The organism is Paraburkholderia rhynchosiae (genome assembly GCF_002879865.1).
In the GTDB taxonomy this organism is placed as follows: Bacteria; Pseudomonadota; Gammaproteobacteria; order Burkholderiales; family Burkholderiaceae; genus Paraburkholderia; species Paraburkholderia rhynchosiae.
Genome location: NZ_PNXY01000037.1, coordinates 31,738 through 52,935, shown reverse-complemented (window position 1 = coordinate 52,935; position 21,198 = coordinate 31,738). Strand labels below are relative to the sequence as shown.

The window sequence follows — 21,198 nt, the reverse complement described above, 5'->3', positions numbered from 1 at the left end:
CCATGCCGCCTAGCACCACGCACGCCAGCACCACGATCGACTCCGGTAGCGTGAACGATTCCGGCGACACGAAGCCCTGAAACGCGCCGAACATCGCGCCCGACAGGCCGCCGAACGACGCGCCCATCGCGAACGCGAGCAGTTTCACGTTACGCGTGTTGATGCCCATCGCCTTGGCGGCGATTTCGTCTTCGCGAATCGCGGCCCATGCACGGCCGATACGCGAGTGCTGCAAACGCGTACAGACCCAGATCACGAGCAGCGCGGCAAGCACGAACAGGTAGTAGTACGAGTACACCGACGGGAACTGGAAGCCGAACAGCGAGTGCGTCTGCGCGAGACTGAAGTCGCCCAGGTGCACCGAATCGATCCCGGTATGCCTTTCGGGCCGTTGGTGATGTTCACCGGACGGTCGAGGTTGTTCAGGAAAATCCGGACAATTTCCCCGAAGCCCAACGTCACGATGGCGAGGTAATCGCCTCGCAGACGCAGCGTCGGCGCACCGAGAATCACGCCGAAAAACGCCGCCACCGCCATCGCGCACGGCACGATGATGAGGAACGGCACGTGCAGCCCGTTCGGTGCGAGATGCGCGATCCACTCGAACTGCGAGGTCAGATGCGGCGAAGACAACAGCGCCGCGGTATAGGCGCCCACTGCGTAGAAGGCGATATAACCCAGGTCGAGCAGGCCGGCAAAGCCGACCACGACATTGAGACCGAGTGCCAGCATCACGTACAGCATCGCGAAGTCGAGCACGCGAACCCAGTAGTTGCCGCCGGCGGTGCCGATGATCATCGGCGCAGCGATCACGAAGAAGGCGGTGATGATGCCGACGGTCAGCGTCTTCGCCAGGTTCTTCTCGGGAATGAGCGTCGTGGACGGCTCGATCGGTTGAATTGAGGTCATTTGATTTACTCCTTGGCCTGGATCAAGCGCGATCCGCAACGCGTTCGCCGAGTAGACCCGACGGACGGAACACCAGTACGATGATCAGCACGATGAACGCAAACACGTCCTGATAGTTACTGCCGAACACGCCACCGGTCAGGTTGCCGATATAGCCGGCGCCCAACTGTTCGATCAGCCCCAGAATCACGCCGCCTACCATCGCACCGCCGAGATTGCCGATACCGCCGAGCACCGCCGCGGTAAAGGCCTTCAGGCCGGGGATGAAGCCCATATAGAAGTGCGCGTTGCCGTATTCGGACGCGATCATCACGCCGGCCAGTGCGGCGAGCGCCGAGCCGATCATGAAGGTCGCCGAGATCACGAAGTTCGGGTTCACGCCCATCAGCGACGCGACGCCCGGGTTCTCGGCGATGGCGCGCATGGCGCGGCCGAGCCTGGTCTTGTGCACCAGCAGCAGCAGGCCGCCCATCACGAGGAACGCCACCACGATGATCACGATCTCGGTCATCGAGATCACGGCGCCCGGCGTTGTGTCGGTGGCCTTGATCACGTTGATCGGGTCGGTGGGCAACAGCTGCGGGAACGGCAGCGGGTTGCGCGACCAGATCATCATGGCCAGCGTTTGCAGCAGGATCGACACGCCGATCGCGGTGATCAGCGGAGCGAGACGCGGCGCTTTACGTAACGGCCGGTAGGCCACGCGCTCGATCGTGTAGCCGACTGCCGCGCACACGATGGCCGCGATAATCAACGCGATGATGAGCGTTGGCACATTACCAAGGCCGGGGAAGTGGTTCTGAAGCACGCCAATGGCCGAGAGCGCAACCATCGCGCCCACCATCAACACATCGCCGTGAGCGAAGTTGATGATGCCCAGAATGCCGTAAACCATCGTATAGCCCAGTGCGATGATGGCATAAACGCTGCCAAGCACCAATCCGTTGAGGATCTGCTGGATGAGGATATCCATTGCGATTAAGATTGCGAAAATTTGCGGCAGTACCGCGATAAAAGAAACACAGCTGCTGATTTGCGAACAGGAGCTGCACACACCAACGCGAATCCCGAGGAAAAACATTCCTTCGCTTAACGTACAGGAACTTGACGTTTCCGAACCATTCGCTTCGTGGCTTTTAGCGTGCGCCTTCAAACTGCTTATTAACGCGCTAATAGCACCCATCGAGTTATATCGAAATAGGTGATCCTTTAAGTGCATTAACTTATTGCTAATTTCAATAGATAATGAACTTCAGGCTATCGTCAGATACCCCTCTGATTCGCTCTCCTTCACTTTTCAGAGGCAGGGAAACTTCGTAGAGCGCACGCCTGTGGATGGTTACGCAACGGCACAAACCGCTGCGTCGAATTGTCGAGAGCATCAATGTCTCCTGTTGGTATGTCATATACCCATCCGTGAAGGTTCAAACGGCACTGTGCGATTGCCAGTGCTACAGATGGGTGGGTTTGGATATTCGCGAGCTGCGCTACGACGTTATCTTGTACCAATGCGTGAAGTTGCGTGGCCGGTGACTCGTAGGTCCGCGATGCATTGACTAAACGCGCGGCGTCCGCGTATCGCAACCAGCTCCCGACAGCAGGAATGTGGTCCAGACATTTGCAGGACGCGATTGCATTCATGGCGCCGCAGTCTGAATGTCCGCAAATTACAATATCGCTTACATTCAGCACCTGGACGGCATATTCAACTGTCGCTGACACCCCACCTGGTTCAGGCCCGTAAGACGGTACGATGTTTCCGGCATTGCGTATAACGAACATATCACCTGGCTCGCGCTGTGTTAGCAGTTCAGGAACAACGCGGCTGTCCGAGCAGGTAATGAAAAGCACGTTCGGACTTTGTTTTTTGGCTAGCTCTTTAAAAAGCGCCGAGCGCTTTGGAAAAATGTTCTTCTGAAACTCAGCAATTCCATCGATGATGTCTTGCACCGTACTACTCCTATCTTCGATAAGGGGATAGAGCGATGCGCCTCGCGGGGATTCGCGAGGTCAGCAAGTCCTGGGTCCTGACGACTCTCGCTTATGAAGCGACCTGCTTGCACATGACACGCACGGCGCGATCCGCTGAAGAACTTCTGGACGAGATGTTCAAGCGCGACTACATAAATCTACCGCAGGTCTTTGGAACAACGGTCGGCTCGTCAATGCGATACTGCGCCGGTCAACTCAGGTACGATGTCAAACAGATCGCCGACAACACCGTAATCGGCGACGCTGAAAATTGGCGCTTCCGGGTCCTTGTTGATGGCGACGATCACCTTCGAGTCCTTCATCCCGGCCAGATGCTGGATCGCGCCCGAGATGCCGACGGCCACATACAGTTGCGGCGCGACGATCTTGCCGGTCTGGCCGACCTGATAGTCGTTCGGCACGAAGCCGGCATCCACCGCCGCACGCCATGCGCCCAGCGCCGCGTTCAGCTTGTCGGCCAGCGGCTCGAGAACCTTCGTGTAGTTCTCACCGCTGCCCAGCCCGCGGCCACCCGACACGATGATCTTCGCCGAGGTCAGTTCCGGACGATCCAGCTTCGTCACTTCACGGCTCACGAATTGCGACAGACCGGTATCGGCTGCGGCTTCGATCTTCTCGACCATTGCGCTGCCGCCTTCTGCTGCAACCGGGTCGAAACCGGTCGAGCGGACCGTGATGACCTTAATCGGGTCCTGAGATTGAACCGTTGCGATCGCGTTGCCCGCGTAGATCGGACGCTCGAACGTGTCGGCGCTATCCACTGCGGTGATGTCGCTGATCTGCGCGACGTCGAGCTTCGCAGCGATACGCGGCGCGATGTTCTTGCCGTAAGCGGTCGCCGGCGCGAGGATGTGCGAGTAGTTCTTCGCAATGTTCAGCACCGTCGCTTCGACGTTTTCAGCGAGGCCTGCTTCGAGTTGCGGCGCGTCGGCCAGCAGCACTTTCGAAACGCCTGCGATCTTCGCGGCCGCATCTGCTGCGGCTTGCGCGTTGTGACCGGCCACCAGCACGTGAATGTCACCACCGATCTTCTGCGCCGCTGCAATCGTGTTCAGCGTCGCGGCCCTGATCGACGCGTTGTCGTGTTCTGCTAATACAAGATTCACCAGATTCGTCATTTGCTCTGTCTCCGCGTTCTACTTAAAGCACCTTGGCTTCGGTCTTCAGCTTCTCCACCAGCGTCTTCACATCCGGCACCTTCACACCGGCGGAGCGCCTGGGCGGCTCGACGACTTTTAGCGTCTTCAGGCGCGGCGTGACATCGACGCCGAGGTCTTCCGGCTTGATCGTTTCCAGCGGCTTCTTCTTCGCCTTCATGATGTTCGGCAGCGTCACGTAGCGCGGCTCGTTCAGGCGCAAATCGGTCGTGACCACGGCGGGCAGCGTCAGCGACAGCGTTTCCGCGCCGCCGTCGACTTCGCGTGACACCGTCGCCTTGCCGTCTGCCACGACAACCTTCGAGGCGAACGTGGCCTGCGGCAGGTTCGCCAGCGCGGCCAGCATCTGGCCGGTCTGGTTCGAATCGTCGTCGATCGCCTGCTTGCCGAGGATCACCAGCGACGGCTGCTCCTTGTCAACCAGCGCCTTCAACAGCTTGGCGACAGCCAGCGGCTGCAGCTCTTCATTCGACTCGATCAGGATCGCGCGGTCCGCGCCGATCGCCAGCGCGGTACGCAGCGTTTCCTGCGCTTGCGCCACACCCGCCGACACGGCGATGACCTCCGTGGCTACGCCTGCTTCGCGCAGACGCACTGCTTCTTCAACCGCGATTTCGTCGAACGGATTCATCGACATCTTCGCGTTCGCGATGTCGACACCCCTGCCGTCCGACCTGACCCGGACCTTCACGTTGTAATCGACCACTCTCTTCACTGCCACAAGAATCTTCATCTCAACTTCCTCTTCCGTTAGCCGTAGCTGCCCTCAAGCATGACAACGCGATGGACAACCGCAACGTATCTTTGGCAACCAACGTCCATTCATTCCAGGCACCGCAACGCCTTGACGATCGTCATATCTCTCTGGCCACGTCGCTCGTCGCCTCATCCGTGGTCAATTGTCGACATGGAAATCATTCGATCCCACTGTATATTGACGCGGTTCCGTCGAGCTTCGCTTCATGCAAAGGCAACGAGTCCCGTTGGAAAGATCCCCTCATCCAACATGATGGTTCCAGATCTTTCGAATCACGGCCCCACTTTCTGACGGTCAAAAACAAAAGAAAAGCGACTTTTTTCCATCGTAAAACATGCGTAAAAGTGATCGTCCCAAGAACCTCGTCCAACCAGCACGGGAAAGTAGCATCTACTCAATGCGATAGAGAGGGAATGATCATCTTCCCCTGCCCAAGCCCACCTCGTCATGCGTCGCGAAGTTGCGAAGTGGAAGCAAAATCGAAAGAATTTCGGGCACCGCCAAATCATGAAAGAAAGTCGGTCTACGGAACCACTATGAGGCGTCGCAAACGCGGTACGAGAATCAGTTCGCCCTTTGAACACACAGTACGTGCGATGAACGCTAGCCGTCTACAGACATGTGCGCTTTTGAATTCGATTGAATTTTCACCCGGCGTGAGCGTTGCTTTTTCAGCTCCGTCACCACGGATACCTGAGACTTCGCCGCGCGAATCGCCGAATCGAAATCGGGTTCAGTCGCGACGTGTTTATGGTCAACACTTACCAACCAGCCGCTACTCGAGCGACACCACCGCAAACGCCCTTCGTCAATTAAGGCCGAAAACCATCGCCAAAGAACAGCGTCCTCTTCATTCGCCGCCTTTGCCGCTTCGATCCGTGGCGAGTGGTGAAATTCGTCTTTGATATTTATCGACCCCATAGCGTCGTTACGGCATCCGGGTTATGACCGTGCGTGACGGAGAAATAGCATTCAGGTTGCCGGAGCGCAGAGCGTCAATCTCAGCGACGCATTGCGCTCCTGCTGTCGTTCAGGCCAGTTGACTATTCGCCGCAAACTTGTCGATATTGTCGATGAGTTGAGCAGCCAGTCCCTGTTGTCCTTCGATCGATGCCCTTCCGCAAAACGACGTCCGATTAATAGACGCCTTTTTCCACGATCTCCTCACCCCGTTCGAATCGATAAGGATCGAGCGCAGACAGATCGAGAGAGCGATATTCACCGTACGTGATGAGTTCCGCCAATCCTCTACCGACACCAGGGCTGTGCATAAGGCCATGGCCGCTGAAACCCGTTGCGAGATAGAGGTTTTGATAACCCATCTGACCAACGAGACCGTTATGGTCGATGGTGTTGAATTCGTAATACCCGGCCCACGCGCGCTCGATGCGCAACGCCTCAAATGCGGGGATACGCTCAGCAAGGGTCGGCCAGATGAATTCCTCGAACGCGCCGAAATCCGGATCCAACGGCAGATCGTCGAAGTCCAACTCAGGCTTCGGAGAAAGATTCAGGATGAAGTGATTTTGCTCGGGCCGCACGTAGATGCCGGTTGTATCCATCAGAATAGGAAAATCAGTGAATCTCGTCGGGCACGACACCATGTACACGGTGCGCCGACGCGGTCTAACCGAAATTTCCAAGCCCATCGTGGCGGCCAGCTTGCCCGACCACGGGCCCGCTGCATTAACGAAGATTTCGCCTTCGACGCGGGTGCCATCGGCGAAACGGGCTGCCAGCACCCGGTCCCCCTCGATATCGAAGCCCGTCACATCATTGGTGACGAATTTGACGCCGGCCTCCCGCGCGCGGGACTTAAAGAGCTGCATCAGACTGTAGCCGTCGAACCAGCCTTCACCCGACAAGCCGCGTACCGCATACGACAGGTCGTCAACCTGCAGCCACGGGCATTCTTTCTTCAGTTCTTCTGGCTCATACTCTTTGACCTGCGCACCGTAAGAGCGGGCAATTTCGCTTCGTTCGCGAAGCCCTGCTTCCTGATTGGCTTTCGCCAGAAATAGATAACCTCTGGGGGTCAGGGAAACCTGTTGTGCCACATCCGCTTCACCAGCCATGAACTGGTATCCGAATTGCGAAAGCTGGATGTTAATGGGAGTCGAAAACTGCTGACGCAGAGAACTCGTAGACAAAGCCGACGAAGCGCGTTCATATGTCTGATCGCGCTCGATCACGATGATCGGGCGTTTCGAGTCCTGACTGGAAAGAAAATAGGCAAGCGAACAGCCCATCACGCCACCGCCAACAATGATAATCGGCTTCACGGGTACGACTCCAATCTGGATTCAGTTAAAAAATCCTGCTGCGGCAATACGCGCTCTGTCGCGTCAGGGAGCGCTGGCATGCAGTTTCGACTCGAGATAATGGATGGTGACACCGCCTTTCTCGAATTCCGCATCATTCATCAAATCGCGGTGCAAAGGAATATTGGTTTTGATTCCCTCTACCGAGAATTCACGCAGCGCGACGCGCATCCGCTGCATTGCATGCGCGCGGGTCTGCCCATATGCAATCAGCTTTCCGATCATCGAGTCATAGTACGGCGGGACCTCATATCCCGCGTACGCATGCGAATCGACGCGGATACCTGGTCCCCCCGGGATATGCCATTGCTCGATCTTTCCCGGCATAGGCATGAAGGACACAGGATCCTCCGCGTTTATCCGACACTCGATGGCATGGCCGCGAATGCCGATGTCGCCTTGGCTAAACGAAAGCCGCTCGCCCGCCGCAACAAGGATCTGCTCGCGTACAATATCGATGCCCGTCACCATCTCGGTGACCGGATGCTCTACCTGCACTCGCGTATTCATTTCGATAAAGTAGAAAGCGCCATCTTCATAGAGGAACTCGAATGTTCCCGCGCCGATATATCCCATCTGTCGACAGGCTTCGGCACACTGCTCGCCCACCTTCGAAATCTGGTTACGGTCAATATGCGGCGCCGGGGACTCCTCGATCACCTTCTGATGCCGGCGCTGCAGCGAACAATCACGCTCGCCGAGCCACACTGCCTGCCCGTGCGAATCGGCAAGCACCTGGATCTCGACGTGGCGCGGCTTCTCCAGAAACTTCTCCATGTACACTTCCGGATTGCCAAACGCCCTGCCAGCCTCTTCGCGCGTCATCGTGACGGCGGGCAAAAGTTCGTCCCGCTCGCGGACGATTCTCATCCCCCGTCCGCCGCCACCGCCAGCGGCCTTGATGATGACCGGATAGCCGATACGATCCGCCTCCGCCAATGTCTCGTCCGAATTTTGCGTCAGCGCGCCGCGCGAGCCGGGTACACAAGGCACGCCTGCTTTCAGCATCTCTGCTTTCGCCGATACCTTGTCGCCCATCAGCCGGATCGTTTCGGCGCGCGGCCCGATGAAACCCAGGCCCGACTCGGTGACCCGCTGCGCGAAGAGAGCGTTTTCCGACAGGAATCCGTACCCCGGGTGGACCGCGTCGCTCTTCGTGGCCTCGGCAGCGCCGATCACCGCCGCCATATCGAGATAGCTCCTCGACGACTGCGCCGGGCCAATGCAGATCGCCTGATCCGCCAGCTTTACGGATCGCGCATTGCGATCGCCCTCGGAGAACACGCTGACAGAACGGATCCCCAATTCGCGGCACGCACGCTGAATCCGGAGCGCGATCTCACCGCGATTTGCAATCAGGATCTTTTGAAACATTCTTTGGGCTCCGAATCTCAGTTCAATGCAAACAGCGGTTGCCCGGCCGTCACGACGTCGCCGTTCTTGACGAGTATGGCGGCGATCGTGCCTTCGACATCGGCTTCGATCTCGTTCAGCATCTTCATGGCTTCAATGATGCAAAGCGGCTTGCCCGGACGGATGGGGGTGCCTACTTCGACGAATGGCGGATCCTCTGGCGATGCACACGCGTAGAACACGCCTGTCACCGGCGAACAGAACACGCGAGCGGCCTCGTCGGCAGGAGCCGCTACCGACGTCGAGGCTTTCTCGACACTTCCCGGATTGATCCGGAGCAGGATCGCGGGGTCTGATTTGCATCCGTCCGATTTCAACGTAATCGTCGAATCTCCCTCTCTCAACTTCAGATAGGAGATGTCGGTTTCCGACATCAGTTGAATTAACTGCAGTACTTTTTCAGAGTCCACACTGACGCTCGCTTAGAAATTTCTTCGTTTCGTCTCGCGTCGCAAGACGAAGCTTCCGCAACGGCTCACCGCGCAAAGGTTCTGGACACCGGCTGCACGACGATGCCGTTCTCGACCAGTCGCGAGCGCACGATCTTCGCCATCGTCACCGCGCCCTCGGTGTCACCATGTACGGTCACCGTGTCGAGCTTGACGGCAACCTTCTTTCCCGAAATCGACGTAACGCATTTGTGGTCGATCATGTCGATTACCCGCTGGGCGGCCAGCTCCGCGTCGTGGATCACTGCACCCGGGAGCCTGCGTGATACGAGGTGCCCCTCGTCGGTGTACGCACGATCTGCGAATACTTCCCGAACCAGATTCAGACCGCCACGCTCCGCTGCGGATTCGCCTTCCGTGTTAGGTGGCACCACAAACAGGAGTTCTCGATCGACTGCCTTGACCGCTCGAACAACAGCGTCGGATATCTCACGGTCCGTGAACATCAGGTTACCGAGCGCACCATGCACTTTGAAGTGGCTCACATTTGCCCCCGCAGCGCGTGCGATGGCCTGCAATGCGCCGATCTGATACGCGATCAGATTCTCAATCGTCCGCATCGAATCGCCAACGATGGTCCGGCGCCCGAAACCCCAGATGTCGTTGAAACCCGGATGTGCTCCAATATCGACGCCGCGCTTCATTGCCGCGACTACCGTCTTGTGCATCACGTCGGGATCGCCGGCGTGGAAGCCACATGCGATGTTCGCCGACGAAACGATATCGAGCATTGCCTCGTCGTCGCCCAGCTTATAGACGCCGAAACCCTCGCCGAGATCGGAATTCAGATCGATTTGGTTCACGCCCCCTCTCCTTGCAATTCATATACGTCGGTGCCGTAACCAACGAGCGAGCCATCCGGCCAGATCTGCTTGCCGATGACCCCATCCCGCGGCGATGAGACCGGCAGAAGGACGCCGCCGTTTGCAACGAAGCCCACAATATCGCTGGCCCTGACACTCGAACGCTCAACGTTCACTTCGCGAAAGGCCGGGTGTTGACCGTAAAAAATGCCCGCGTGAGGTGACTGCACGAAGTCGCCTTTGCTACGGCCGGACCCAGCACGATCGTGAGTCAACACGCTGAGGGGTTCGGGCGACCTGCCGGCCTGATCCGATCCGCGCCGCACCTCCAGCGAGAAGCCGGGTTTCCTTAGCCGCAACTCGCGCACGCCGGATTGAGACAAGCTGCCGATAATCTTCTCGAGATCTGGAATATTCATCTCACTCTCCAGAGTGAATTCTCGATCTGCGACACGTATCGATTAACACTCGTTGAGGCAAGCACGGCGTCCTGCACCGAGACCTCTTCAAAACGAACCTGTGAACCAATCGGAGTCTGCGCAAGTCGCCATAGATCCGCCTCGATCACGGTTCCGATCTTCGGGTATCCGCCCGACGTCTGACCATCACTCATGATGACAATAGGTCGTCCGGAAGGCGGCACCTGGATGACCCCGGGAAGGATGCCGTGCGACAGCATCTCCACCGGTTGCTTGAACTCCACTTCGGGGCCTTCGAGTCGATAACCGATCCGGTTGCTGTCCGGCGTCACATTCCAGCCGGTATTCCAGAAGGTCTCGAGTCCGGCTTCACTAAACCGGTCGAATTCAGCGCCGGGCATCACGCGCACGCTCCTGTTACTCGTGGGTACGAGGTCAGTCAATGCGACGTCGGGAGGCATCACGCCGAAGCCGCTCTCGCTTGCCGCCAGCGGTGAGTTCGTCGGCTCGCCCACGCCCAACACGTCGCCGCGTTTCAGACAACGACCTTCGTGTCCACCGAGGCCACTTTTGATATCGGTGCTGCGGGAACCCAGCACGTCCGGGACTGCCAGTCCACCGTGTACGGACAAATAAGCACGCACTCCCGATAACGGCGCACTCACCGTGAGCGTTTGTCCCGCCTCGACAACAAACGACCACCATGGCGGGATCTTTTTCTCATCGACAGTGATCGGGCAAGCAGCGCCACTCAGCGCAACACGTACGCGCTTGCCAAAACGTAGCTTCACCGGGAAAACGGTCATTTCGAGCGATGCGACGCCAGCATCGTTTCCGCACAGAACATTGCCGACCCGGTACGCCAGTTGATCCATGGCGCCCGCAAGGCCGAGCCCGAGGTTGCGATACCCTCGCCTGCCTTCGTCCTGTATCGAGCATAGAGGGCCGACTGTCAGTATTTCGATCACGTTTCAACTCTCTCGATCTGGAACCGGACGGTATCTCCCGGGGCGAGTAGTGCCGGCGGCTGCCTATCGGCCTGGAAGAAGTCCAGGTCCGTCTTGCCGATCAAACGCCAGCCGCTCGGCGACGTTTGCGCTATGACGCCAGTTTGCATTCCTCCGATAGCGACCGTTCCAGATGGTGCGCTCAGACGAGGCTTCGCCAATCGAGGTGAGTGCAGTTGCTGGGGGAGCCCCCCGAGATACCCGAAACCTGCGTGCGCACCCAGGAAGAACACCTTGTACTCACCCGACGCATGGAGCGCTGCCGTATCCGTCAAACTCTTCCCAGCCCGCCCGGCCACATATTCGAGGTCAGGTCCATACTCGCCGCCGTACGCGACCGGAACGTCGACGACCTTGCCGGTCACAGACAAAGGCATAGTGCGGGGCCATTCGGCACGAATCTGCTCCGCCACTTCCCACGGTTCGTCGACACGGCGTTCCAAGATCACGAGGAGATTATTCATTCCTGGAATGACCTCTTCCACGGAGGGCCATTTGCTCACCGACATTGCCAACGCCCAGAACAGCGTTTGCTGGCTCAGACTGAGCGGCTCAGTGCTTTCGCAAAGGATCGCCGAGCTTCCCATGTAGCTCAGTTTCAGCGATCCTGGAGTACAACTTCCCGCCACGACATTGTCCTTTTTAGATTTGATCCTGCTGCGCGAAGGCGCTATCGGAGATCAGCGCACGCGCGAACGATGCGATTGCAGCCTTCGACAATTGCGTCGTTCGACGTCGCGAATGACAGACGCAGATACGGAGACAAGCCGTAAGCGGTACCATCCAACGTCGCCACGCCAGCGTGTTCGACAAGATATTGGACCACATCGAGATCTGTCCGGATCGCTTTTCCGTCAGGCGTCTTCTTACCGATCAGGTCACGAACAGAGGGAAACAGATAGAACGCACCTTGTGGCACGCTAACGGTGATCCCTTTCGCGTCCCGAAGAAGAAAGGCCACTAGTTCGGCACGCTCCGCGAAGATTCGCGAAATTTCGTCGGGCCGCGGGCCTGCAAACGCCGCGACCGCTGCAGCCTGACTGATCGAACTGGGACATGTCGTGCTCTGTGTGATCAGCTTTCCGATCGCATCGATCAGCGGACGCGGACCTGCGCCATAGCCGATTCGCCAGCCGGTCATCGCGTACCCCTTCGATACACCGCTCACGAGAAGATGTCGCTCAGCAACGCAGGGAATCGCGGCGATCGGCGAAACGTGCGTTCTGCCGCCGAACACAAAGTGCTCGTAAATCTCGTCAGACAATAGCCACACATGTGGATGACGCTCTAGCACCGCACCGATCCGCTCGAGTTCTTCCCGCGCATAAACCACCCCGGTCGGGTTATTCGGCGTGTTGAGGAAGAGCCATTTCGTTTTCGGTGTGATCGCGGCTTCGAGCGCTTCAGGTTGCAGCTTGAAACCGTCGGCCTCTTCGCAGGTAACGATCACGGGCACACCATCGTTCAACGCGACCATGTCGGGGTAAGAAACCCAGAACGGAGCGGGAATGATGACTTCGTCGCCCGGGTTCAGCGTCACCGTCAGCGCATTGAACAATACATGCTTGCCGCCGCCGCCAACGACGACGTTTTCGGGGCGGTATTCAAGCGAGCTGTCTCGCCGCAGACTGTCAGCGATCGCCTGACGCAAAGGTGCGATTCCGCTTGACGCCGTGTACTTGGTTTCACCACGGTCAAGCGCTTTGATCGCCGCATCCACGATATACGCAGGCGTCGGAAGGTCCGGTTCCCCGATCGTGAAATCGATAATATCTCGACCTTCCGCACGAAGCCGGTCGACGAGCGCCTTGGCGGCAATACTCGGGGACGGTTTGACACGATTGATACGATTCGAAAGCATTGCTTGATTCATTGGGCTTTGTTCCCATCGTTAAACCATGTGCCGGATCGCGTTTCAATTGGGGTCGCATGCGGCCCCGTGGAAACGATCGATGTGGATGCAAACACGCGGCAGGCGACCAGATCGCATGCGGTGCCACAGCCTTTAGGCTCCGCTTAGTTGCCTTCCATCGAGCGTCAACGAAACGATAAGGCTCCGTAAAAAATGAAAAAAGCGATTTTTTTTGATCGTATAATATTTCTTTTTTTCATACTGGACGCCGTCATGCTTACCTTCAAACAGCTGGAGGCTCTTTACTGGATAGTGCAGCTTGGCTCATTCGAGGCAGCGGCTGCCAAGTTGAACGCGGGCCAGTCGGCCATCTCCAAACGTATTCAGGAACTCGAGAGCACCTTTGACATCGAGTTGTTCGATCGCACACGCCGCAGCGCCAAACTCACCGAACGAGGCGAAGAACTTTTCTACCACGCCAAAGATCTCCTCGATCGGCGAGACGCAGCAATCGAGCGCGTGAGCACGAAAGATCTGCTGGTGCGCAAGCTCAGTATTGGCGTCACCGAACTTACCGCTCTGACTTGGCTTCCCCAGCTGGTCGAAGCCATTCGCCGCGCGTACCCTCGCGTTACAGTCGAGGCAGAAGTGGATCTAGGCTCTCCTTTGCGCGACCGGCTCGCCGCCGGCACGATCGATCTCATCGTTGTCCCTGATGCGCCGATCTCCGATCGCTTCGTTTCGATTCCTCTTGCTGCCGTTGAGAATGCCTGGATGTGTGTCCCCACGCTGGTCCCTGAGAGCAGAGTGGTGCCTCTCGCCGAGATATCTCAATTCCCCCTGCTGACTCAAGGCATGTCATCGGGTACCGGAGCAACTTACACGCGCTTTCTTCAAGATAATGGTGTGAGGGTCACGAAGGCGCTCTCGAGCAACAATCTCGTTGCGCAAATCGGCCTGACGCTTTCAGGCCTCGGCGTCAGCTACCTTCCCAAAGAATGTCTCAGCTACCTCATCGAAAATGGCTTGCTCGGGACCATTGAGACGGAGCCGCCGTTACCTCCGGTCAAATACGTTGCGATGTACCGAAGCGATCATCCGAACTCGCTCAATCACGAGGTTGCACAGCTGGCGTCCGAATGCTGCGATTTCGGGAGAATCCTGCTCAAGGCATAACGAGGGGGCTTTTTTCCAAGTCAATCACGCCTCCTGTCCCGGCAGAAAAAAAGCAATACATGACATTAGAAAAGTTCGCTTTTTTTTGCTTGATCAGTGACATATCGTGCGTTGGTGAAACAGCCCGAGCCGTTTTTCTAGGCATGCGACATCCATCCATGTCTCATGGATTCGCGATCTCGTCCGGGCGTTTTCTCGACTAACGACAAACCGGTTCTTGGGAGTTCGAATGATTGGCTTTAAGATTCACGCACGAGCGCGTAAGGCAGACAGTCGCATTGTGGAGCAGTTTCGCAATCTGCCGGTGGCTAATGTCAGCGACGTCATGTCGCGTATGACGGCCGGCGGCGCGGCACTGCGCCCAATGCATGACGGCACTCCGATGGTAGGTCCTGCATTGACCGTCAAGTGTCGCCCGGGCGACAACCTGATGGTGCACAAAGCGCTCGATCTGGCTGAACCGGGTGACGTGGTGGTGGTAGACGCCGGCGGAGATTTGACGAATGCCCTGATTGGCGAATTGATGACTTGGTTTGCTGCCAGCAGGAAGCTGGGCGGGATCGTGATCAATGGTGCGATCCGCGACGCGGCTACCATTAAAAAGAACCCGTTTCCCGTCTACGCTGCGGGTGTCACGCATCGCGGCCCCTACAAGGACGGTCCGGGTGAAATTAACGTGACGGTTGCTCTTGACGGCATGTGCATCGAGCCCGGCGATCTGGTTATCGCCGACGCGGACGGCATTCTGTGCGTCCCGTTCGACTATATGGAACAGGTCTACCAGGAAGCGTCGGAAAAACATCACGCCGAAGAAAAGACCATCGTGGAAATTGAGGAAGGCCGACTCGACACGAGCTGGGTTGATGCACGACTTCGCAATCTCGGATGCGAAGGTCTATAGGTTCTTTTCGTCTCCGGTCTGCGGTTGGAGAGGTAGCAGTAGGACTGCCGACCGGACAAAGCGATAGAAAGCACCAATCCATCTGACCAGACCGGTCAATTCAATCTTATTCAATCGATGCCTGGCACCCCTCCGACGGGCGATCGCACTACTTCGCGCCCTTCAATCCTCGAAACTAATCCGCTCTACTAAGCGCATTTAGTCAGATCACTTGTCGATACACCTCTCGATTGCCGCTGCTTCCCCACTGAACGGGTATCGAGCGACCAATAGCAATGAGCGAACCGGGCATAGCCCGTTCGCTCATGCGATAAATGCGAGATCCATTTGCAATGCACATTTCCCCAGGGCCACGGATCGATCACGACCGGTGGCCCCGCGCCACAGATCACTACGAATGTTGCATCAGTTGGCGACTTGCAGTTTGCTGCCGGCAAACTTGTAGATCGTCACCGTAGGACTTTTCAGCTCGCCTGAAGACGTGAACGAGTACTGGCCGACGATGCCGGTGTAGTCGGTGTCGCGCAGTTGTTTCACCACCACATCGCTTTTGGTGCTACCCGCCTTCTGCATCGCAGCGGCCACCATGTTCATCGCGTCGTAAAACACTGCGCTATAGATTTGGGGCTGCGCTTTGAACTTGGATACGTAGGCGTCGTGAAACTTGCCTGTCAAGCTGGTGCCAGCCAAGGGGGATCCGCCGATGGGGCAGCGGACGCTCGCGCTTTGCTCCCCGCCGATCGAGCCGGTGTCCGGATTGCAGATAGCATCGCCTCCCAGCAGCAACGCCTTGATCCCCAAACCGTGCATCTGCTTGACCAGCAGGCCGGCCTGCTGCGAGTAGCCGCCGAAGAAGACGACATCCGGCATGGTGGCGCGGATTTTGGTCAAGATCGCCTTGAAGTCGGTGGCCTTGTCGTTGGTGTATTCCCGATCGACGATGTCGACCCCCGACTGGCGTACCACTTTCTCGAACTCGTCGGCCACGCCACCGCCATAGGCCGTCCGGTCATCGATGATCGCTGCTTTTTTCGCTTTGAGCGAAGCCACCGCATAGCGCGCCATCTCGCCACCGAGCCTCGAATCACTCGGTAAGACCTGAAAGAGGTTGGTCATGCCTTGGCGCGTCACAGCGGGGTTCGTCGCACTGGTGATAACCGGGATTTTCGATGGGCCATACACTGTCGCGGCCGCAAGCGTCACGCCGGAATAGAATGGTCCCATGACCGCATCCACGTGATCGTCAACGAGCTTTTGCGCAACCTGTACGCCAACACGGGGATCGCCCTGATCGTCCTGTGAGTCGAGAATGAAGTTAGCCTTCTTCCCTCCAATCGTCACTCCTTTGGCATTCAACTCGTCGATCGCGAGACGCAAACCATTTTCGGCATCCTTACCAGCGACCGCACCGTTCCCGGTTAGTGGCCCGGAATTCCCGATCTTGACATCGATTGTATCTGCGTGCGCGAGGCCCACGTTCGAGATAGCCAATGCGGCGGCGATAACAGCAAACTTTTTCATTAGTTGCTCTCCAGATTCGCAAGCGTCGGCTTGCCAGCGGACTATGTTTGACATCGACAGTGTTCGCACATGGTGATTACGTGTGCGACCTATCGCCACTCTCAAGTAAACGAAATAGTAGGAAAAGCGATTTTTTTGGATATATTAACATTCCACTGTGGAATGAAAAGCGAGGCCGGCCCGAGACGACGACTCATGAAATAAACGAATGATTAAGTACCGAAAAAAATCACCACTTCGACAAATTCAACGCTGCATAATGAGCCGGTAGTCGCGGCAAATGGCTGCGGTTGAACGATCACCACTACGACGGAGCTTTATCGATGGAGATTCAACGTGTAGATGCGGGAGCCCGACTCAGTCAGGCAGTTAAAGCCGGCGGTCTGGTATTTACCGTTGGTCAGGTTGCCACGAGGACGCCCGGCGCGGATGTTGTGACGCAGGTCAAGGACATCCTGGACCAGATCGACGGCTTGTTGGAGAAAACCGGTAGCAGCAAGGAACTGCTCGTATCCGCGACCGTGTATCTCGCGGATCTGGCGCACTTCAACGATCTCAACTCGGTGTGGGACAAGTGGGTCGTCCCCGGTTCAACGCCAGCCCGCACGACGGTTCACGCACAGCTTCTGTCGCCCGACTACGCGGTCGAAATTGCGGTCGTCGCCGCGGCGCTATAAGCGTCTCCTGCGGATCTGGACGATGCCTCGACACGGTATAGGACGATCGCATCTTGGCAAACCGATCGCATCTTGGCAAACCTAGACTCATGGAAATTGCGATTGCAAGAGCCTGTGGTCAGAGAACGTGCACGATGGTACGTTTTCCATCAGTGGGTCATCACAGGCACCCGCAAGACCGATCTGTGTTGACCCAGCGCTATAAACAGGAGTTCAGGATGAAAGTATTGCTTTTAGGATCCGCCGGCAACATTGGTAAGGAGCTTCGTGCGGGCCTGTACGGCCAGTACAACCTGCTGCGAGTCGCAGATATCGCGCCTCAAGAAGCAGCGCGCGAAGGCGAAGAAGTTGTCACTTTGGATATTCGCGATTTCTCGCAAGTTCAGGCGGCGATGGAAGGCATCGACTGCGTCGTGCATTTCGCAGGTGCGCCTGACGAGGATACTTGGGAGCGCATCCTCACATTGAATATTTCGGGGTGCTTTAACGTCTTCGAGGCCGCCCGCCTCGCGGGTGTCAAGCGCGTGGTGTTTGCAAGCTCGCATCATGCCGTGGGTTTCTCCGATCGCTCGAAGCGAATCGATGCAAATGCTTTACCGCGTCCTGATAGCCGCTACGGAGTTTCCAAGATGTTCGGAGAAGGCTTGGGTCGACTGTATGCGGACAAGCACGGAATGTCCGTCGCGTCGCTGCGTATCGGGTCCTATCGTCCCGACGACGTACCATCGCACCCGCGCCAGCTGATGACATTCATCAGCAAGCGTGACATGGTGCAACTGGTCAAACGATGCATTGACCATCCAGACTTTCACTACGTCGATGTCTACGGGATTTCCGCGAACACCGATGCCCGTTGGGATAACTCCCATGCCGATTTCCTGGGCTATGAACCGCAGGACAACGCAAACGATCATGCTGAGGCAGTGCGAGCACTGAACATAATCGAAAGTGACGTGGAAAAGAGATTCCACGGAGGCTTCCTGACCGCGATCGAGTTCGATGGCGATCTCGACAGGATAGACTAAGCATCCTTTCTCCGAGCACCATGACCAGCGAACTCTGCACGCTCAGGCGTGGCCAACTTGTCGGTTCAGGTCTCGGTTTGGCTTTGCCGATTGTCTTTCGTTCTTTCTGCAGGTCATTTTGGGCTGCATCGTCAAAATTAAGTAGCGTAAAGCGGCCAGGCAACGCAGGGGCCGCTGATCGCCGGAGCTCTTATCGGCGCACTATCGCAATCGATCGGTCTCGCATGGCACACGTCAAACTCGAGGCAATTCTGAGACGTCCATCGTCAATCGTCTCGTGTCTGGCGGAAACACGCACCACGAGCCGTCTTCGTGTCGAAAAAAGATAAGTTCAAGCGTGCCGACAGAACGCGTTGCCTCGACACGGACGCATCTCCACTGTTTGCATCGGATGTGCCTGGATCGCGTGACTCGTGCGCGTGCATCTGACCCAGCACCAAACCATTTCTCCACCACTGATCTCAAGGATCCTTCACGTAAACTCATCGCCCACCTCCATGCTCCATGATTGACTAACTCTGACCCGGAATCAGTAACCGCTGCGGAGTCAGGAGCGTCTTGCGTCTACAACGGTACGTGTGCGAAAAAAGCCCGGGAACACCGGGCAAAGGCTTGCGCTCTCACACGCGAACCTCGGAGATGCATGCGCGCTCTCAAACTTTCGCGGCTCTATGCCACGCTTCATCGTGGTAACTCGCGATTTGCCCTTTCGTCCCATCGCCTACTGACCAGCCGGGCGGCTCGTATCGCGTGATCAAAATTTTCGTCCGTCGCAACGTGCCTGTGATCGACACTCACCAACCAGCTGCCGTCAGCAAGACACCAACGGATACGACGCTCCTCGACCAGGCCTGCAAACCATCGCCAGATGTCTGCGTCCTCTGCATTGACCGCATTCGCGGCGTTTTGCCGGATCTGAGTCGAGATATCCACAGGCACCTCCTTCAGTGAAAGGACTCAAATCTCAAGGAGCCCAGATGCCGGCTACCAGTTCTGGCACGACCGCGAACAGATCGCCGACAACACCGTAATCGGCGACGCTGAAAATTGGCGCTTCCGGGTCCTTGTTGATGGCGACGATCACCTTCGAGTCCTTCATCCCGGCCAGATGCTGGATCGCGCCCGAGATGCCGACGGCCACATACAGTTGCGGCGCGACGATCTTGCCGGTCTGGCCGACCTGATAGTCGTTCGGCACGAAGCCGGCATCCACCGCCGCACGCGATGCGCCCAGCGCCGCGTTCAGCTTGTCGGCCAGCGGCTCGAGAACCTTCGTGTAGTTCTCACCGCTGCCCAGCCCGCGGCCACCCGACACGATGATCTTCGCCGAGGTCAGTTCCGGACGATCCAGCTTCGTCACTTCACGGCTCACGAATTGCGACAGACCGGTATCGGCTGCGGCTTCGATCTTCTCGACCATTGCGCTGCCGCCTTCTGCTGCAACCGGGTCGAAACCGGTCGAGCGGACCGTGATGACCTTAATCGGGTCCTGAGATTGAACCATTGCGATCGCGTTGCCCGCGTAGATCGGACGCTCGAACGTGTCGGCGCTATCCACTGCGGTGATGTCGCTGATCTGCGCGACGTCGAGCTTCGCAGCGATACGCGGCGCGATGTTCTTGCCGTAAGCGGTCGCCGGCGCGAGGATGTGCGAGTAGTTCTTCGCAATGTTCAGCACCGTCGCTTCGACGTTTTCAGCGAGGCCTGCTTCGAGTTGCGGCGCGTCGGCCAGCAGCACTTTCGAAACGCCTGCGATCTTCGCGGCCGCATCTGCTGCGGCTTGCGCGTTGTGACCGGCCACCAGCACGTGAATGTCACCACCGATCTTCTGCGCCGCTGCAATCGTGTTCAGCGTCGCGGCCCTGATCGACGCGTTGTCGTGTTCTGCTAATACAAGATTCACCAGATTCGTCATTTGCTCTGTCTCCGCGTTCTACTTAAAGCACCTTGGCTTCGGTCTTCAGCTTCTCCACCAGCGTCTTCACATCCGGCACCTTCACACCGGCGGAGCGCCTGGGCGGCTCGACGACTTTTAGCGTCTTCAGGCGCGGCGTGACATCGACGCCGAGGTCTTCCGGCTTGATCGTTTCCAGCGGCTTCTTCTTCGCCTTCATGATGTTCGGCAGCGTCACGTAGCGCGGCTCGTTCAGGCGCAAATCGGTCGTGACCACGGCGGGCAGCGTCAGCGACAGCGTTTCCGCGCCGCCGTCGACTTCGCGTGACACCGTCGCCTTGCCGTCTGCCACGACAACCTTCGAGGCGAACGTGGCCTGCGGCAGGTTCGCCAGCGCGGCCAGCATCTGGCCGGTCTGGTTCGAATCGTCGTCGATCGCCTGCTTGCCGAGGATCACCAGCGACGGCTGCTCCTTGTCAACCAGCGCCTTCAACAGCTTGGCGACAGCCAGCGGCTGCAGCTCTTCATTCGACTCGATCAGGATCGCGCGGTCCGCGCCGATCGCCAGCGCGGTACGCAGCGTTTCCTGCGCTTGCGCCACACCCGCCGACACGGCGATGACCTCCGTGGCTACGCCTGCTTCGCGCAGACGCACTGCTTCTTCAACCGCGATTTCGTCGAACGGATTCATCGACATCTTCACGTTCGTGATGTCGACACCCCTGCCGTCCGACCTGACCCGGACCTTCACGTTGTAATCGACCACTCTCTTCACTGGCACAAGAATCTTCATGGTTCCTTCTCCAATCATTTGAACACTAGTGTGCTTACACAAACCAAGGGTTGGAATTCGGCATTCTGGAAGGCCGCATTCCAGAAGCTCGAACGCACACGCAAGCCAACACGGAAAAGATCTGCGCGTGAA

General features: G+C 57.6%; 19 protein-coding genes and 1 pseudogene. 4 read left to right on the top strand and 16 right to left on the bottom strand.

Annotation, left to right across the window (positions count from 1 at the left end):
- From C0Z16_RS31810 to C0Z16_RS31745, 13 genes and pseudogenes are all read right to left on the bottom strand, one after another.
- A pseudogene (locus C0Z16_RS31810) lies at positions 1-909 on the bottom strand (ABC transporter permease subunit); the annotation flags it as partial.
- A 22-nt stretch (positions 910-931) separates the two neighbouring features.
- Entirely contained in the window at positions 932-1,882 is a 951-nt protein-coding gene (locus tag C0Z16_RS31805; protein WP_102636008.1) for a branched-chain amino acid ABC transporter permease, read from the bottom strand.
- A gap of 317 nt (positions 1,883-2,199) precedes the next feature.
- On the bottom strand, positions 2,200-2,859 hold the full coding sequence (locus C0Z16_RS31800; protein WP_102636000.1) for a carbonic anhydrase: 660 nt from the start codon (positions 2,857-2,859) through the stop codon (positions 2,200-2,202).
- Between the two features lie 212 nt (positions 2,860-3,071).
- Positions 3,072-4,010 (bottom strand): electron transfer flavoprotein subunit alpha/FixB family protein, encoded by a 939-nt coding sequence (locus tag C0Z16_RS31795; protein ID WP_102636007.1) that lies wholly within the window; start codon positions 4,008-4,010, stop codon positions 3,072-3,074.
- Between the two features lie 31 nt (positions 4,011-4,041).
- Positions 4,042-4,791 (bottom strand): electron transfer flavoprotein subunit beta/FixA family protein, encoded by a 750-nt coding sequence (locus tag C0Z16_RS31790; RefSeq protein WP_102635999.1) that lies wholly within the window; start codon positions 4,789-4,791, stop codon positions 4,042-4,044.
- Positions 4,792-5,951: 1,160 nt separating this feature from the next.
- Positions 5,952-7,097: an NAD(P)/FAD-dependent oxidoreductase gene (locus C0Z16_RS31780; RefSeq protein WP_244201432.1), complete on the bottom strand. Its 1,146-nt coding sequence runs from the start codon at positions 7,095-7,097 to the stop codon at positions 5,952-5,954.
- A gap of 63 nt (positions 7,098-7,160) precedes the next feature.
- A complete protein-coding gene (gene accC, locus C0Z16_RS31775) occupies positions 7,161-8,510 on the bottom strand; it encodes an acetyl-CoA carboxylase biotin carboxylase subunit (RefSeq protein ID WP_102635998.1) in 1,350 nt (449 codons plus the stop codon).
- 17 nt (positions 8,511-8,527) lie between these two features.
- On the bottom strand, positions 8,528-8,959 hold the full coding sequence (locus tag C0Z16_RS31770) for an acetyl-CoA carboxylase biotin carboxyl carrier protein (RefSeq protein WP_102635997.1): 432 nt from the start codon (positions 8,957-8,959) through the stop codon (positions 8,528-8,530).
- 65 nt (positions 8,960-9,024) lie between these two features.
- Complete coding sequence (locus tag C0Z16_RS31765; protein ID WP_102635996.1) at positions 9,025-9,801, bottom strand: 5-oxoprolinase subunit PxpA; 777 nt, start codon at positions 9,799-9,801, stop codon at positions 9,025-9,027.
- Complete coding sequence (locus tag C0Z16_RS31760) at positions 9,798-10,220, bottom strand: hypothetical protein (protein WP_102635995.1); 423 nt, start codon at positions 10,218-10,220, stop codon at positions 9,798-9,800. The genes C0Z16_RS31765 and C0Z16_RS31760 overlap by 4 nt, the downstream gene beginning before the upstream one ends.
- On the bottom strand, positions 10,217-11,188 hold the full coding sequence (locus C0Z16_RS31755) for a 5-oxoprolinase subunit C family protein (RefSeq protein ID WP_102635994.1): 972 nt from the start codon (positions 11,186-11,188) through the stop codon (positions 10,217-10,219). Before C0Z16_RS31755 ends, C0Z16_RS31760 begins: the two co-directional genes overlap by 4 nt.
- Positions 11,185-11,814 carry a 5-oxoprolinase subunit PxpB gene (gene pxpB, locus C0Z16_RS31750; protein ID WP_102635993.1) on the bottom strand — a complete coding sequence of 210 codons (630 nt, stop codon included), beginning with the start codon at positions 11,812-11,814 and terminating at the stop codon, positions 11,185-11,187. The genes C0Z16_RS31755 and pxpB overlap by 4 nt, the downstream gene beginning before the upstream one ends.
- A gap of 83 nt (positions 11,815-11,897) precedes the next feature.
- Entirely contained in the window at positions 11,898-13,088 is a 1,191-nt protein-coding gene (locus C0Z16_RS31745; protein WP_244201431.1) for a pyridoxal phosphate-dependent aminotransferase, read from the bottom strand.
- 204 nt (positions 13,089-13,292) lie between these two features.
- Between C0Z16_RS31745 and C0Z16_RS31740 the strand changes: the two genes are divergently transcribed.
- Both C0Z16_RS31740 and C0Z16_RS31735 read left to right on the top strand, forming a co-directional pair.
- Complete coding sequence (locus tag C0Z16_RS31740) at positions 13,293-14,255, top strand: LysR family transcriptional regulator (RefSeq protein ID WP_407070714.1); 963 nt, start codon at positions 13,293-13,295, stop codon at positions 14,253-14,255.
- 229 nt (positions 14,256-14,484) lie between these two features.
- Positions 14,485-15,156 (top strand): RraA family protein, encoded by a 672-nt coding sequence (locus tag C0Z16_RS31735; protein ID WP_102635991.1) that lies wholly within the window; start codon positions 14,485-14,487, stop codon positions 15,154-15,156.
- Positions 15,157-15,561: 405 nt separating this feature from the next.
- On the opposite strand, the gene C0Z16_RS31730 is transcribed toward C0Z16_RS31735, so the two are convergent.
- On the bottom strand, positions 15,562-16,677 hold the full coding sequence (locus C0Z16_RS31730; RefSeq protein ID WP_102635990.1) for a branched-chain amino acid ABC transporter substrate-binding protein: 1,116 nt from the start codon (positions 16,675-16,677) through the stop codon (positions 15,562-15,564).
- 323 nt (positions 16,678-17,000) lie between these two features.
- On the opposite strand from C0Z16_RS31730, the gene C0Z16_RS31725 reads away from it, so the two are divergent.
- Positions 17,001-17,354 carry a RidA family protein gene (locus tag C0Z16_RS31725; protein ID WP_102635989.1) on the top strand — a complete coding sequence of 118 codons (354 nt, stop codon included), beginning with the start codon at positions 17,001-17,003 and terminating at the stop codon, positions 17,352-17,354.
- Positions 17,355-17,572: 218 nt separating this feature from the next.
- On the top strand, positions 17,573-18,379 hold the full coding sequence (locus C0Z16_RS31720) for an NAD-dependent epimerase/dehydratase family protein (RefSeq protein ID WP_102635988.1): 807 nt from the start codon (positions 17,573-17,575) through the stop codon (positions 18,377-18,379).
- A gap of 964 nt (positions 18,380-19,343) precedes the next feature.
- Here C0Z16_RS31720 and C0Z16_RS31705 read toward each other — a convergent pair.
- Together C0Z16_RS31705 and C0Z16_RS31700 are read right to left on the bottom strand one after the other, a co-directional pair.
- Positions 19,344-20,294: an electron transfer flavoprotein subunit alpha/FixB family protein gene (locus C0Z16_RS31705; protein WP_407070713.1), complete on the bottom strand. Its 951-nt coding sequence runs from the start codon at positions 20,292-20,294 to the stop codon at positions 19,344-19,346.
- Between the two features lie 22 nt (positions 20,295-20,316).
- Positions 20,317-21,066, bottom strand: a complete 750-nt coding sequence (locus C0Z16_RS31700) for an electron transfer flavoprotein subunit beta/FixA family protein (protein WP_102635985.1) — start codon at positions 21,064-21,066, stop codon at positions 20,317-20,319.
- Between the last annotated feature and the right edge of the window lie 132 nt (positions 21,067-21,198).

Coding starts and splice junctions, on each gene's coding strand:
- C0Z16_RS31805 (WP_102636008.1), bottom strand. CDS start 1,882: ATGGATATCCTCATCCAGCAGATCCTCAACGGATTGGTGCTTGGCAGC.
- C0Z16_RS31790 (WP_102635999.1), bottom strand. CDS start 4,791: ATGAAGATTCTTGTGGCAGTGAAGAGAGTGGTCGATTACAACGTGAAG.
- accC (WP_102635998.1), bottom strand. CDS start 8,510: ATGTTTCAAAAGATCCTGATTGCAAATCGCGGTGAGATCGCGCTCCGG.
- C0Z16_RS31760 (WP_102635995.1), bottom strand. CDS start 10,220: ATGAATATTCCAGATCTCGAGAAGATTATCGGCAGCTTGTCTCAATCC.
- pxpB (WP_102635993.1), bottom strand. CDS start 11,814: ATGGGAAGCTCGGCGATCCTTTGCGAAAGCACTGAGCCGCTCAGTCTG.
- C0Z16_RS31745 (WP_244201431.1), bottom strand. CDS start 13,088: ATGCTTTCGAATCGTATCAATCGTGTCAAACCGTCCCCGAGTATTGCC.
- C0Z16_RS31740 (WP_407070714.1), top strand. CDS start 13,293: ATGAAAAAAGCGATTTTTTTTGATCGTATAATATTTCTTTTTTTCATA.
- C0Z16_RS31735 (WP_102635991.1), top strand. CDS start 14,485: ATGATTGGCTTTAAGATTCACGCACGAGCGCGTAAGGCAGACAGTCGC.
- C0Z16_RS31730 (WP_102635990.1), bottom strand. CDS start 16,677: ATGAAAAAGTTTGCTGTTATCGCCGCCGCATTGGCTATCTCGAACGTG.
- C0Z16_RS31725 (WP_102635989.1), top strand. CDS start 17,001: ATGGAGATTCAACGTGTAGATGCGGGAGCCCGACTCAGTCAGGCAGTT.
- C0Z16_RS31720 (WP_102635988.1), top strand. CDS start 17,573: ATGAAAGTATTGCTTTTAGGATCCGCCGGCAACATTGGTAAGGAGCTT.
- C0Z16_RS31705 (WP_407070713.1), bottom strand. CDS start 20,294: ATGACGAATCTGGTGAATCTTGTATTAGCAGAACACGACAACGCGTCG.
- C0Z16_RS31700 (WP_102635985.1), bottom strand. CDS start 21,066: ATGAAGATTCTTGTGCCAGTGAAGAGAGTGGTCGATTACAACGTGAAG.